Annotated in this window: 12 protein-coding genes; 5 read left to right on the forward strand and 7 right to left on the reverse strand. The window is 58.9% G+C overall.

Features of this window, described 5'->3' with window-relative positions:
* From AC2FEE_RS05030 to AC2FEE_RS05045, 4 genes are all read left to right on the forward strand, one after another.
* The gene (locus AC2FEE_RS05030; RefSeq protein ID WP_496863486.1) at positions 1-1095 is read left to right on the forward strand and encodes an ABC transporter permease; all 1095 of its coding nucleotides are present in this window, start codon (positions 1-3) and stop codon (positions 1093-1095) included.
* Positions 1095-2105 (forward strand): ABC transporter permease, encoded by a 1011-nt coding sequence (locus tag AC2FEE_RS05035; protein WP_496863487.1) that lies wholly within the window; start codon positions 1095-1097, stop codon positions 2103-2105. The genes AC2FEE_RS05030 and AC2FEE_RS05035 overlap by 1 nt, the downstream gene beginning before the upstream one ends.
* Positions 2106-2449: 344 nt before the next feature.
* On the forward strand, positions 2450-3370 hold the full coding sequence (locus tag AC2FEE_RS05040) for a sulfite exporter TauE/SafE family protein (RefSeq protein WP_496863488.1): 921 nt from the start codon (positions 2450-2452) through the stop codon (positions 3368-3370).
* A gap of 2 nt (positions 3371-3372) precedes the next feature.
* Positions 3373-4140 carry a TIGR02186 family protein gene (locus AC2FEE_RS05045; protein ID WP_496863489.1) on the forward strand — a complete coding sequence of 256 codons (768 nt, stop codon included), beginning with the start codon at positions 3373-3375 and terminating at the stop codon, positions 4138-4140.
* Between the two features lie 3 nt (positions 4141-4143).
* Here the strand turns inward: AC2FEE_RS05045 and AC2FEE_RS05050 are convergent, their stop codons facing one another.
* The 7 genes from AC2FEE_RS05050 to AC2FEE_RS05080 all read right to left on the reverse strand — a co-directional run bounded on the left by AC2FEE_RS05050 (position 4144) and on the right by AC2FEE_RS05080 (position 11053).
* On the reverse strand, positions 4144-4872 hold the full coding sequence (locus tag AC2FEE_RS05050; RefSeq protein ID WP_496863490.1) for an SDR family oxidoreductase: 729 nt from the start codon (positions 4870-4872) through the stop codon (positions 4144-4146).
* The gene (locus AC2FEE_RS05055; RefSeq protein ID WP_496863491.1) at positions 4869-6401 is read right to left on the reverse strand and encodes an ATP-dependent DNA helicase; all 1533 of its coding nucleotides are present in this window, start codon (positions 6399-6401) and stop codon (positions 4869-4871) included. Before AC2FEE_RS05055 ends, AC2FEE_RS05050 begins: the two co-directional genes overlap by 4 nt.
* Before the next feature lie 60 nt (positions 6402-6461).
* Complete coding sequence (locus AC2FEE_RS05060) at positions 6462-7100, reverse strand: acyl-homoserine-lactone synthase (protein WP_496863492.1); 639 nt, start codon at positions 7098-7100, stop codon at positions 6462-6464.
* Between the two features lie 84 nt (positions 7101-7184).
* Positions 7185-7904 carry a helix-turn-helix transcriptional regulator gene (locus AC2FEE_RS05065; protein WP_496863494.1) on the reverse strand — a complete coding sequence of 240 codons (720 nt, stop codon included), beginning with the start codon at positions 7902-7904 and terminating at the stop codon, positions 7185-7187.
* On the reverse strand, positions 7843-8061 hold the full coding sequence (locus AC2FEE_RS05070; protein WP_496863496.1) for a hypothetical protein: 219 nt from the start codon (positions 8059-8061) through the stop codon (positions 7843-7845). Before AC2FEE_RS05070 ends, AC2FEE_RS05065 begins: the two co-directional genes overlap by 62 nt.
* 205 nt (positions 8062-8266) lie before the next feature.
* Entirely contained in the window at positions 8267-9553 is a 1287-nt protein-coding gene (gene ccrA, locus AC2FEE_RS05075) for a crotonyl-CoA carboxylase/reductase (protein ID WP_480592861.1), read from the reverse strand.
* 111 nt (positions 9554-9664) lie between these two features.
* On the reverse strand, positions 9665-11053 hold the full coding sequence (locus AC2FEE_RS05080) for a 1-acyl-sn-glycerol-3-phosphate acyltransferase (RefSeq protein ID WP_496863498.1): 1389 nt from the start codon (positions 11051-11053) through the stop codon (positions 9665-9667).
* Positions 11054-11197: 144 nt separating this feature from the next.
* Between AC2FEE_RS05080 and AC2FEE_RS05085 the strand changes: the two genes are divergently transcribed.
* Positions 11198-13165 carry a methylmalonyl-CoA mutase family protein gene (locus tag AC2FEE_RS05085; protein WP_496863500.1) on the forward strand — a complete coding sequence of 656 codons (1968 nt, stop codon included), beginning with the start codon at positions 11198-11200 and terminating at the stop codon, positions 13163-13165.
* Positions 13166-13261: the final 96 nt, after the last annotated feature.

The following is a 13261-nucleotide window of genomic DNA, read 5'->3' on the forward strand; positions in this document are numbered from 1 at the left end:
ATGGATAAAATGCCCAAATGGGCCGATGTCGTCCTGATCCCTCTGATCAGTCTGATACTGGCCACAATCCTTTCAGCGCTGGTTATCCTCGCCATCGGTGAAAACCCGGTCGAGGCGGTAAACCTGATGGTTACCGGCGCGCTGGGGTCGACCTATGGCTGGGGCTATACGCTCTATTACGCGACCAACTTTATGTTCACAGGGCTGGCGGTGGCCGTGGCTTTCCACGCTCGGCTGTTCAATATCGGCGGCGAAGGTCAGGCGATGCTGGGCGGGCTTGGTGTTGCCATGGCCTGCTTGTACATCCCATGGCCGCATTGGAGCATTGCCTTGCTGGGCGCCGGGCTTGCTGCGGCCCTGTTCGGCGCCGCTTGGGCCGCGATCCCGGCCTATCTGCAAGCCAAGCGCGGCAGTCATATCGTGATCACCACGATCATGTTTAACTTCATCGCCGCCGCCTTCCTGAATTACATGCTGGTCAACGTGATGCGCCCGCAGGGCTCACAGGACCCCGCGACGGCACGCTTTCCCGAAGCGGTGCATTTGCCGACTTTCCAGTCGATGTTCTCGACCGCTGAAAACATTGTCTTCCGCGGTGCGCCTGCGAATATCTCGTTCTTTGTGGCGGTTCTGGCCTGTGTCGTTGTCTGGGCGCTGATCTGGCGCACGCGACTGGGCTATGAAATCCGCGCTTACGGCCATTCCGAAACCGGTGCCGTCTATGCAGGCATTTCACCCGTTCGCATCACCATTATAGCGATGCTGATCTCGGGCGCGCTGGCCGGTTTGATGGCAATCAACAACGTGATGGGCGAGGCGGAACGACTGGTTCTGAACTCTACCGAAGGCGCGGGTTTTATCGGCATCGCCGTGGCGCTGATGGGGCGGTCACATCCCTTTGGTGTGTTCCTGGCCGCGCTTCTGTTCGGGTTCTTGTACCAAGGTGGCGCCGAGCTGGCCTTGTGGACGTCGATCCCGCGTGAGCTGATAGTGGTCATTCAGGCGCTGGTGATCCTGTTCACCGGAGCGTTGGACAACATGGTCAGGATGCCGCTTGAAAAGCTGTTCCTGAGCCTGCGGAAGGGGGCAGAGTGATGGAGTTCTTCGTTACACTCATCCAGGTTCTCGATTCAACGATCCGCCTGGCCACGCCGCTGCTGCTTGCCTGTCTGGCCGGGTTGTATTCTGAACGTGCGGGCATTTTCGACATCGGCCTTGAAGGCAAGATGCTGATGTCGGCCTTTTTCTCGGCGGCGGTTGCCGCTGTGACCGGGTCGGTCTGGCTGGGCCTGCTGGCGGGCATCACATCCTCACTGGTTCTGTCCGGATTGCATGGGTTGGCCTCAATCACCTTCAGGGGCAATCAGTTGATTTCGGGTGTAGCGATCAACTTTCTGGCATCTGGCCTTACCGTGTTGATCGCACAAAGCTGGTTCAAGCAGGGCGGGCGTACGCCTTCTCTCTTCGGCGGAGCTCGATTCGAATCCGCAGAGTTCCCTTATGCTATCGGCCCCGAAGATGCTGAACTGACTGGGCAACCGGTCTCTGAACTAATGTCTGACGCTAATTCAGTTCACATGGTGTACTCCGAGCTACTATCCGGTCATTCGATACTGGTCTATGTGGCGTTTCTGATGGTGCCGCTGACGTGGTGGATTCTGTACCGGACCCGGTTCGGGCTGCGTCTGCGCGCGGTGGGTGAAAACCCGGCGGCCGTGGATACCGCTGGTGTGTCGGTCGTTGGCCTGCGCTTTGCCGCTGTCGCCATCTGCGGCGTGTTGTGCGGGATCGCTGGGGCCTATCTTGCAACGGCCCTGCAGGCCGGGTTTGTCAAAGAAATGACAGCCGGGCGTGGATTCATCGCGCTGGCGGCGCTGATCTTTGCGAAATGGCGACCATGGCACGCGATGGGGGCCTGTCTTTTGTTCGGTCTGCTGCAGGCAATTGCGCTGCGGTTCCAGAACATCGATCTGGGTGGCGTGGTCATTCCGGTGCAGGTCATGGACGCTCTGCCCTATATCCTGACCGTAGTCATTCTGGCCGGGTTCGTCGGCAAGGCCGTTCCACCGCGTGCCGGGGGCGAGCCCTATGTGAAAGAGCGCTGACAGGTCCAGTTACGGACACCTATCAGTCCAGTTCGCCGCAGCGCCGCATGCAGAGTTGATTTTGCATGCGGCAACCGCTCTAAAGGGGTATGTGTGTGTTTCCTTTGATAGCCGAGATCGGACCTTCCCAGATCAGGGTGCCGGAAACACAAGAACGCCCGCCTTACGGGCGTCCTCGCATTCTTCAGCCAAATCGGATTACCGGGTGCCAGCCTGGGCGTTCGAGATTCGCCATGTGGCCGTGGGATTTGTCCCCGACGCGCCGCATAAACGCCTCACCCAAATGGTTTGAGACAGCATGCGTCACCCAATGTGCCGCGGCCGATCTCATCCGGTAACTCCAAATGCAGATTTACCTTCCAATCGCCGAAGTCTCCGTCAATGCCTTCCTGCTTCTGGGGCTGGGTGGGATGGTCGGTATCCTGTCTGGCATGTTCGGCGTGGGCGGCGGGTTCCTGATGACGCCGCTGCTGTTCTTCATCGGCATCCCCCCTGCCGTCGCCGTCGCGACCGAAGCCAACCAGATCGTCGCCTCTTCCTTTTCCGGTGTGTTAGCGCATTTCCGACGAAAGACGGTGGACCTGAAAATGGGCACGGTCCTGTTAACCGGAGGGTTAATAGGCGCCGCCCTCGGGGTGGTGGTGTTCAACTACCTCAAGAGCCTTGGCCAGGTCGATCTGCTCGTCACACTATGTTACGTCGTCTTCCTCGGCGTGGTCGGCAGCCTGATGTTCATCGAAAGCCTGCGTGCGCTGCGCAAGGCGAAAAAGGGTGGCGGAGCACCTGCGAAACGACGTCAGCGTGGCTGGGTTCATGCGATGCCGTTCAAAATGCGCTTTCGCACGTCGGGCCTCTATATCTCGGTCATACCCCCGATGATGGTCGGGCTGTGCGTCGGCGTTCTGTCGGCTATCATGGGGGTCGGCGGCGGCTTTATCATGGTACCGGCGATGATCTATTTGCTGGGGATGCCCACAAAGGTCGTGGTCGGCACCTCGCTGTTTCAGATCATCTTCGTGACGGCCTTCACCACCATGCTGCACGCCACCACGAACTATACGGTCGATATCGTTCTGGCGGTTCTGCTGCTGGTCGGTGGTGTCGTCGGGGCGCAGATTGGTACTGTGATCGGTGCCCGGATGCCAGCCGAGCAGCTTCGGGTTCTTCTGGCGGGTTTGGTTCTGGTGGTCTGCGGCAAGTTGGCGTTGGACCTGTTGATTGAACCGTCCGAGCTTTACTCGCTTGGCAGCGAAGGGGGCCACTGATCATGCTGAAACGCCTGATTGCCCTTATGATCCTATGCTGCACCCCTGCCCTTGCGGTGGAAGAGCAGGTTGTTCTGGGCCTCAGCCAGGATCGCGTTGCCATCACCGCGACCTTTGACGGCTCGGAAATCCTGATCTTTGGCGCCGTCAAACGAGAAACACCCATTCCACCCGGCCCTCCGCTTGAGGTGATCGTGGCCGTGGCCGGACCGTCCAGCCCGGTGGTGGTCCGGCGCAAGGAACGTAAACTGGGGATCTGGATCAATACCGACAGTGTTCTGGTTGATCTCGCGCCCAGCTTTTACGCGGTGGCCACCAGCGGGCCGCTGGTCGATATCCTTTCGGATACCGAGGATCTGCGCTATCGCATCTCGATCGAGCGGGCCATCCGCTCGGTCGGGGCGGCGATGCATATCCGCGGCGCGCAGTCATTCGCGGACGCCGTGGTGCGCATCCGCGAGGATGAGGGGCTGTATTCGATCCGTGAAAAAACCGTGGCGGTGGACGAACAGACCTTGTTCCGTACCTCGATCGCAATGCCCGCCGACCTGACCGAGGGCGACTACGCGGCACGCATCTTCCTGACTCGCGGCAAACAGGTCATCTCGCAGTTCGAGACCACCATCGACGTGCGTAAAGTGGGATTGGAACGCTTCCTCTACAACCTGTCTCGCCAGCAACCGGTCTGGTACGGTCTGATGTCGCTGGTCATTGCAATTGCGGCCGGTTGGGGTGCGTCCACGGCGTTCCGGCTGTTGCGCGAGAACTGAAGCCTATCCGCGGCCGATATAGGGCATCGTTGTGGCCATCACGGTCATGAACTGAACATTGGCCTCGGGTGGCAGGCTGGCCATATGCAGCACCGAGCGCGCGGCGTCCTCGACGGCCATGGTCGGGTCGGGCTGCTGTCCTGCCGCAACGGCTGTATCCACCAGACCCTGAACCATCTGCGTGCGCGCATTACCGATGTCGATCTGACCGCAGGCGATCCCAAAGGCGCGCCCATCCAAAGACAGGCTTCGGGTCAAGCCGGTGATCGCATGTTTCGTGGCCGAATAATGCACCGAGTCCGGGCGCGGTACATAGGCAGCAATCGAGCCGTTATTGATGATGCGCCCGCCTTGCGGCGACTGATGCCGCATGATCCGAAACGCTTCGCGCGCGCTCAGAAACATGCCGTTCAGGTTGACGTTGACGCTTTGGTACCAGTCCTCCAGCGCGATTTCGTCAATGGTGCCACCCGGCGCAAAGATTCCGGCATTGTTGAACAGCGCGTCCAAACGACCGGTCTTGTCCTGAAAGGTCTTGAACGCGGCCTGAACCGCATCCGCATTGGTCACATCCGCGACCAAAGGGATGGCATTGTCGTGGTCAGAGGCCATCTGGTGCAGCTTGTCCGCGCTGCGCGCGAGCAGGCCAACCGTCCAGCCCTCGGCCAGGAACAATTCCGCCGTGGCCCGCCCGATGCCCGAGCTTGCGCCGGTTACGATGATGGTGCTCATGTCTCTTCGGTCTCCAATGTCAGCGAAGCAGCCGGAACGGCGCGCAGGTCATCCACGCGCAGCGGGTGGGTGGGCTTGGCCAATCGGTTACGAACGACCCAAATAAGGCGTTCCTGCGCGCGTGTGATAGCCACATAGGCCAAACGTTTCCACAGCGGCTGCCCAGCCTCGGTTCGGCCCATGCGGGCGGCGGCATAGATGTCCGGCGCAAAGACCTGCACCGTGTCCCATTGAGAGCCCTGCGCCTTGTGAATGGTCACCGCTGCGCCATGCAGAAAAGTCGCGCCCATGCGCGCGGCATAGGGGATGAAGGGCTCTTCCTCATCCGGCTTCTCGATCTTGACGATAGACGCGGCGCTGACTTGCGGATCTTCGGCCCCCATCACGTGCAGGCGCGAAAACCCCGGCTTGCGTCCCGGACCCAAATAGATGACTTGGGCCCCTTTGATCAGCCCGCGCGCCTCAAGGTCCAGGCGTTTCTTGCGGTGCTTCAGCGGCAGCTCGATCCCGTCGCAGATCAGCGGCTCGCCCTCCATCAACTCGGTATCCGGCGCGCCGTGGACGTGCCGGAAGGCCTGAATAAGACGAATACGGGTGGCGTTCCGCCAGACGAGCACCGGGCTGCGAGCCATCAGATCGACCTCGACGCGCTGCCCCCAGATCACACGGTCATCTTGACGAGCGGTCTGTTCAACCATCTGTTCGAAATCCTCGAACCCCATCTGCGGGTCGGCCAGCGCGTGGGCAAGGTCCAGAATCGGGTTGTCCGCCTCTTGCCGGTGGACCCGGTGGAGGATCTGTTTGCGCGGTTCCGGTAAGGCCTCAAACACCATGCTGCCGGATTGATTGACCGGCGCCAGCTGTGCAGGGTCGCCAAACAGCAGCAGGGTTGGAAAAATCTCCTGCAGGTCCTCGAACTGCCGGTCATCCAGCATCGAGGCTTCGTCCACAAACCCGACATCCAACGGCTCATCCCGACGTTTCCAGCCGGTGATGAAATCCGACCCGCGCAAGCCCGCGGCAGCCAACGCACCGGGGATGGATTTGTTGTTCTGATAAAAGGCGGCGGCGCGGTCCAGTGCCTCATCGGTCAGACCCTCGATCTCGGGGCGTTCGTCATTGCCCGCCAGCCATTCAGCGATGCGCTCATAATCCGGGTCATAGACCGGCGTGTAGAGTATGCGGTGAATCGTCGTCGCGGGAACACCACGCAGGCGCAACACGCTGGCCGCCTTGTTGGTGGGCGCCAGGATCGCCAGGCTGCGCTTTTCCTTCGCCTTGCGGCTTTCGAAATCGCCCGAGACGATTTGCACTCCGGTTTCGGCCAGCGCCTTGTACAGTTCGGCCAGCAATAGGGTTTTACCCGACCCCGCCTTGCCGATTACCGCCATGACACCGGACTTCCCCGCCCCCGGCAGCTTCAGCAGAGCGTCGTCATCCAGGTCAACACCGGCTGATCGCAACATCTCGGCGATGCTGTCGTAGGCGGCGGCCTGGTCTTCGGAAAAGGTAACGGGGGGCATAGACATGGCGCGACCCTACAGGGCCGCGCCAGCTATCACCAGAGAGGGATTAAGGATTTCGCGCGGTCAGGCCGACAGGGCGAACCGGTGTTGTCGGCCGGTACCAAAGGCGGTTTTGAACCACAGGCGGGACAGTTCGCGAGGGATTCCCGCACGTTCGGCGACACGGTTGCAATCCGCGGCGGAATAAGGCCAAAGCCCGACTGAAACCTGATCGCGCCCCTTCCCTTCGGTGCCCAGAACAATGGGCGAAGACCCGATCAGCCGGTAAATCCGGATCATCCGTGCATCGAAAACACCCGCGATATGGGTCAGACCGAACCCTTCCATCATTTCACCACCGCTTAGCATGATCGCACCCGCCGTATGCGGGCTGGCTGTTCGGGACAGACAAAACCGGGTCACCTCCCAGATCAGAGAGCTGCGGATCGGTTTGCCCCCGGTCAGGTGGCCAAAGACCTCATTCACCATCACAGGTCCGGTGGTCGGCAGAACACGCATGGATCCACCGTGACGGCCATCCTCTTCTTCCCAGATGACGTACAAAGGGTTCAGGTCGTCGTACTGATCCCGCTCCTCTCCTTTATCGTTGACCTGGACGTCCCAGCCCAGCCGGGTTTTGAACTGATCCGCGCGGTCCCGGAACATTCCATCGGCCAGGTCCGGAAACTTGTGAAGCTCGTCAGCAAACAGGTAGCGCAACATGACTTTTTTCCCCTTGTCGTCCTGTGCAGGAACGAAGGGGGTACAAAGTCACGGTTAATTTCCCGTTCGTGGGGCGTGCGCCTGTTAAACCACTATTAATCCCCGGCTCAGCGCCGTGGCGATGGCGTGGGTTGTGTTCTGCGCCCCTAGCTTGGCGCGGGCGCTTTCGATGTAAACACGCAGCGTATGCTCAGAAATTGACAGCGAATGGGCTACTTGTGCACGGCTGTAGCCCAGCGCCAGCAGGGTCATCGCGTCCACCTCTCGCGGTGACAGGCCACGGGACGAGTCGGGCTGACGGTCACTTTCGAATTCCAGTGCTTTGCGGTTGAAGTAATGCGCGATCAAAATCAACTCGCGGCCATGTCGGTCGATGAAGTTTTTCCAGGTTTCGTCGCTGCAGGAATGGTTCACCGTGAACAGGGCAAATTGCCCTTTCGGCCCCCGGATCGGGATCGAATATCCCTGATTGCCAACGCCGTGGCTTTGCGCATCCTTCAAGAAGGCCTTGGCCACCTTGCCGGACCAGTCCAGGGTTTTCCAATCGACCGGATGAAACCGCTGAAAGCAGCCCAGTATGACAGGATCTATGCGGTGATAGTTCTTTTCCAGATACCGTTCAGCCCAGGCATCTGGATAGGTCGTATAGCCGTACTGATCCCCAGCGCCATCGACCCAATGGTAAATGAGATGTTCGACCTTCAGCCTGTCGCGCAATCGGATGGCGACATTGCTTAACTCATCAAGCGTGCTGGTGTTTTCCAAGTCCTTCAGGACCTGGCTCATATCGAGTTTTGTTCCCATCCGCGGGCGTCCGTACCTCAGCCTTCATGGACGCGATCTCGGCGGCGGCGACCAGCTTAGTGTCGTCCAGTTGCTCGGCCAGCGCGATCAAACCATTCTCAACAGCGAAGGCGTTGAGGTCCGACAACACGTCCAGTATCCACTCATTCTGCGCCATCAGGGTCGCTCCGAAACGGTTAACGAAGGGTTAACACAACCATAACATGTGTGGTGTTTTTTAGCCTATTCACTGGTTTCTACTCCCCAAAAAAAGTGAGGCTAGGATCGGTAAATTACTGAAAAGAGTAGACCTATTCATAAAAAACTGCGCCCGCGAACCGATAAGTCGATTCGCGGGCGCCTGAGATTTATTTACGTGCGATTCAACCGCGCGCGTCCAGAACCTCTTCCAGAGTGCGCATTCCGGTCTGCGGCGCCTGAACCAGGACCGACATGTTGCCCGGTTTATGCTCGTTGCGCAGCATCTTCATGTGCGCCTCGGGCAGATCATTCCAGGTGAACACTTCCGACATGCAGGGGTCCAGACGGCGCTCGACCATCAGCTGGTTGGCTGCCGCGGCCTGTTTCAGATGCGCAAAGTGCGAGCCCTGCAGGCGCTTCTGGTGCATCCACATGTAACGGACGTCGAAGGTCAGGTTATAGCCGGTGGTACCAGCGCAAATCACAACCATGCCGCCCTTTTTCACCACGAAGGTAGAGACCGGAAAAGTGCTTTCGCCCGGGTGTTCGAACACCATGTCCACGTTCACACCTTTGCCGGTGATATCCCAGATGGCTTTGCCGAACTTACGAGCCTCTTTGAACCACTCGGCATATTCCGGTGTGTTCACCGTCGGCAGCTGGCCCCAGCAGTTGAAGTCCTTGCGGTTCAGAACGCCTTTGGCACCCAGCCCCATAACGAAATCGCGCTTGCTTTCGTCCGAGATCACGCCGATCGCATTGGCGCCTGCAGTGTTGATCAGCTGAATCGCGTAGGAGCCCAGCCCGCCCGACGCGCCCCAAACCAGAACGTTCTGGCCCGGCTTCAAATCGTGTGGCTCGTGGCCGAACAGCATCCGATAGGCAGTTGCCAGCGTCAGCGTGTAGCAGGCGCTTTCTTCCCACGTCAGGTGCTTGGGACGCGGCATCAGCTGCTGAGCCTGAACATTGGTGAACTGCGCAAACGATCCGTCCGGCGTCTCATAACCCCAGATCCGCTGGCTGTCCGAATACATTGGGTCACCGCCGTTACAGTGTTCGTCGTCGCCATCGTCCTGATTGCAGTGGATGACAACCTCGTCGCCGACCTTCCAGCGAGTCACTTTCGACCCCACCGCCCAGACGATGCCCGACGCATCCGAACCAGCGATGTGATAGGGTGCCTTATGGCCGTCAAACGGCGAGATCGGCTTGCCCAGCGAAGCCCAGACGCCGTTGTAGTTCACGCCCGCGGCCATCACCAGAACCAGCACCTCGTGGCTGTCCAGTTCGGGAACGTCCACAACTTCCTGCACCATCGCGGTGTCCGGCTCGCCGTGGCGTTCTTTGCGGATCGCCCATGCGTACATTTTTTTGGGCACAAACCCCATCGGAGGGATTTCACCCATCTCATAGAGGTCTTTTTCCGGCGCGTCGTAAGACGCGATACCGCTGTCGGTGTCCAGAGCCATGTTGGCCTCCTTTATTCAAATCATTGCCGCGATGCAGAATCGCGTGCTCTAAACGATGAGATATTGGCCGGAGAGAAATATTGCAACATATTTTGAGTGTATTTTGTAATTTTATGACCCAGCGGGTGCAGAAATTTCCTTTGCGGATGCAGCAATAACTGTTTTTGCGTCCAATGGCGCTGAAGCCGCATAATAGTCCAGCAGGTCAACCCTCTGATCAGAAACGGATATTTTTCCGCCCTCACGTTTAAGAATGTTGCGGTCGAGCAATTGTTGGATCGCAGCCTCGATTTCCACGCGCTCCAAAGGCGTGGAGATACCGTTACGTCGCATAAGCCGCTCGATAAGTTGCACGGCGTCATCTTCGGGGATCTCGCCCATCTCGCGCGCAAGCCAGCACGCCGCAGGCCCCGGAACCAGAGGAATCGCAGCCCCGATACCTGCCATAAGATCACGGGCCAGATCCGTCATCAGGTTGGTTTCATGTTCCGTTCGGAACGCTTGCAGAGAGACCGGTCGCCCGTACCGTACCGAGGCCACACCGAATCGTTGATAGCGCCCGATCATCCGCCGCCCGATCTGCTTGAGTATCCACCACGTGATCACGCCGATCCGGGCGCGAAACCGGCGTTCGTTGCCTAGGGCGGCCTTGGTCAGAATCGTATCCTCAAGTACCCGGTCATAATTCAGGGCGACCGGCACGAACACAACATCGCGCCCTTGGGGCACCGTTGCGTCAATGATGTATTTCAGCAGCCCGAGCTTTGGACGCCCAAGCGCACCGGTCAGGCTGAGGCCGCCCTCGGGGAACATCGCCTGGGTTACACCGGCCTCAGTCGCGTGGCGAACGTAACAGGCCAGCACTTGCCGATACAGCTCACTGCCCGATTTACGACGAATAAAGTAAGCTCCCATCGCCCGGATAAGGCGGCTGAGCGGCCAGACCCGCGCCCATTCGCCTACAGCATACGACAAGGCCGATTGCTGCGCCGCCAGATAGGTGACCAGCACATAGTCCATATTGCTGCGGTGGTTCATGACGAAAACAACCGTTGCATCGGGATCGATGTCACTGATGGCCTTTTCATCCATATAGCTGAGCCGGACATTGTAGAAGGCATTGCTCAGCATCCGGGTCAAACGAATAGCGACGCTGAAATAAGCAACAGCGGAAAAGGAGGGCACAATCTCACGCGCATACCGGCGTGCGGTTTCAAAGGCCACGGCTTGCGGAACACGTTCCTCGCGCGCAAAGTCCTGAACCGCCTGCCCGACTTGCGGGTCATAGATCAGGCGCTGAATCATGTCGTGTCGCCGCGCCAGCTTGAACGGTTGAATCGGCCTTTGCAGCCGTTTGTTCAGGCGCTTGACCGCGCGTTCAAGGCGATGGCGGAAAAACCAGCGTACGGATGGGAACAAAAAATGCGAAGCCAGCGTGACCACGGCAAAAACCAGGATCAGCAAAAACAGCCAAAGCGGAAGTTCCACGGTCTGAGTCATGCGCGCACCCTGCCACCAAACCGTTGCACCTACAATCTGAAGAACCAAATATGCCGCGACGCAGCGAATTGACATATCCCGAAAATTGCGCTTTAGAACGCTTGAACGTAATTTTCTTGCCCACGCAAAGCACGAGGTCCCGTTATGACGCAGACGCAGAAAGATCGCCCCTGGCTCATCCGAACCTATGCCGGTCATTCCACCGCCAAGGCGTCGAACGCCCTGTATCGTGGCAACCTGGCCAAGGGCCAAACGGGTCTGTCAGTGGCCTTCGATCTGCCGACTCAGACCGGCTATGACAGCGACCATACATTGGCGCGCGGAGAGGTAGGCAAGGTGGGCGTGCCGATCAGCCATCTGGGCGACATGCGGGTGCTGTTCGATCAGATCCCGCTGGAGCAAATGAACACCTCGATGACGATCAATGCCACGGCCCCTTGGCTTTTGGCGCTGTACATCGCAGTTGCCGAGGAGCAGGGCGCGGATGTCGCCAAACTTCAGGGCACCGTTCAGAACGATCTGATCAAGGAATACCTGAGCCGCGGCACATATGTATGCCCGCCGAAGCCCTCGCTGAAGATGATCGCGGACGTGGCCGAGTATTGCTATACCAACGTGCCCAAATGGAACCCGATGAACGTGTGTTCCTATCACCTGCAAGAAGCTGGTGCGACACCCGAACAGGAACTGGCTTATGCGCTGGCTACCGCGATTGCCGTGCTGGACGAATTGCGCCCTCGGGTCCCGGCCGAGGATTTCCCCGCTCTTTGCGGCCGAATTTCGTTTTTCGTGAATGCCGGTATCCGATTTGTCACCGAAATGTGCAAAATGCGCGCCTTTGTCGATCTTTGGGACGAGATTCTGAAAGACCGCTACGGCGTCGAAGACCCCAAGTTCCGCCGCTTTCGCTATGGCGTTCAGGTAAACTCTCTGGGTCTGACCGAGCAGCAACCCGAGAACAACGTTTACCGCATCCTGATCGAGATGCTGGCCGTGACCCTGTCGAAAAAGGCGCGCGCCCGTGCAGTGCAGCTGCCCGCATGGAACGAAGCACTTGGCTTGCCGCGCCCCTGGGATCAGCAATGGTCGATGCGGATGCAGCAGATCCTGGCATATGAGACAGACCTGCTGGAATACGGCGACCTGTTTGACGGCAACCCGGCCGTGGATGCCAAGGTCGAGGAGTTGAAAGAGGGTGCGCGGGCCGAATTGGCCAACCTGGATTCGATGGGTGGTGCGGTTGCCTCAATCGAATACATGAAATCGCGTCTGGTCGATTCGAATGCGGAGCGTCTGAACCGGATCGAACGCAATGAAACCGTTGTTGTCGGCGTGAACAAATGGACTGAGGGTGAGCCCTCACCGCTGCAAACCGAAGATGGCGGCATCATGGTCGTCGACCCGGCGGTACAGCAGGAACAGATTGCCCGACTGAACGAGTGGCGGTCCGAGCGTGACGACGCGGCCGTTTCGGTGGCTCTGTCCGCGTTGCGCGAAGCGGCGCAGACCGGCGCCAATGTCATGGAGCCGTCGATTGCCGCAGCAAAGGCGGGCGTCACCACCGGTGAATGGGCAGAGGAAATGCGCAAGGTCTACGGCACCTATCGCGGCCCGACGGGCGTTTCCGGTTCAGTGTCGAACAAGACCGAAGGTCTGGACGACCTGCGCGCCGCAGTTGATGCCGTCAGCGACAAATTGGGGCGCCGTCTGAAATTCCTGGTCGGTAAACCGGGTTTGGACGGCCACTCCAACGGCGCCGAACAGATCGCCTTCCGCGCCCGCGATTGCGGTATGGATATCAGCTATGAGGGCATCCGCCTGACGCCCGAGGAAATCATCGCCGCCGCGATCGAGGACAAGGCCCACGTGATTGGCCTGTCAATCCTGTCCGGCAGCCATATTCCACTGGTGCAGGAGGTCATGACGCACTTGCGCGAAGCCGGTTTGGACGATGTTCCCGTGATCGTCGGAGGAATCATTCCCGATGACGATGCCGCAAAACTCGCGGCAATGGGTGTGTCCAAGATCTATACGCCCAAGAATTTCGAGCTCAACGCAATTATGGATGATATTGTGACTCTGGTCGATCCACAGTACATTGCGGCCCAATAACGGCCGCATTTCCGTTTTCATCTCCAAATCCATTGCCTTTAAGTAAGGTATAGATAAAAACCGGGTTTCAACTTACGGTGGTCTATTACGCCCATT

The sequence above is a fragment of the Ruegeria sp. YTSC199 genome (assembly GCF_059609725.1).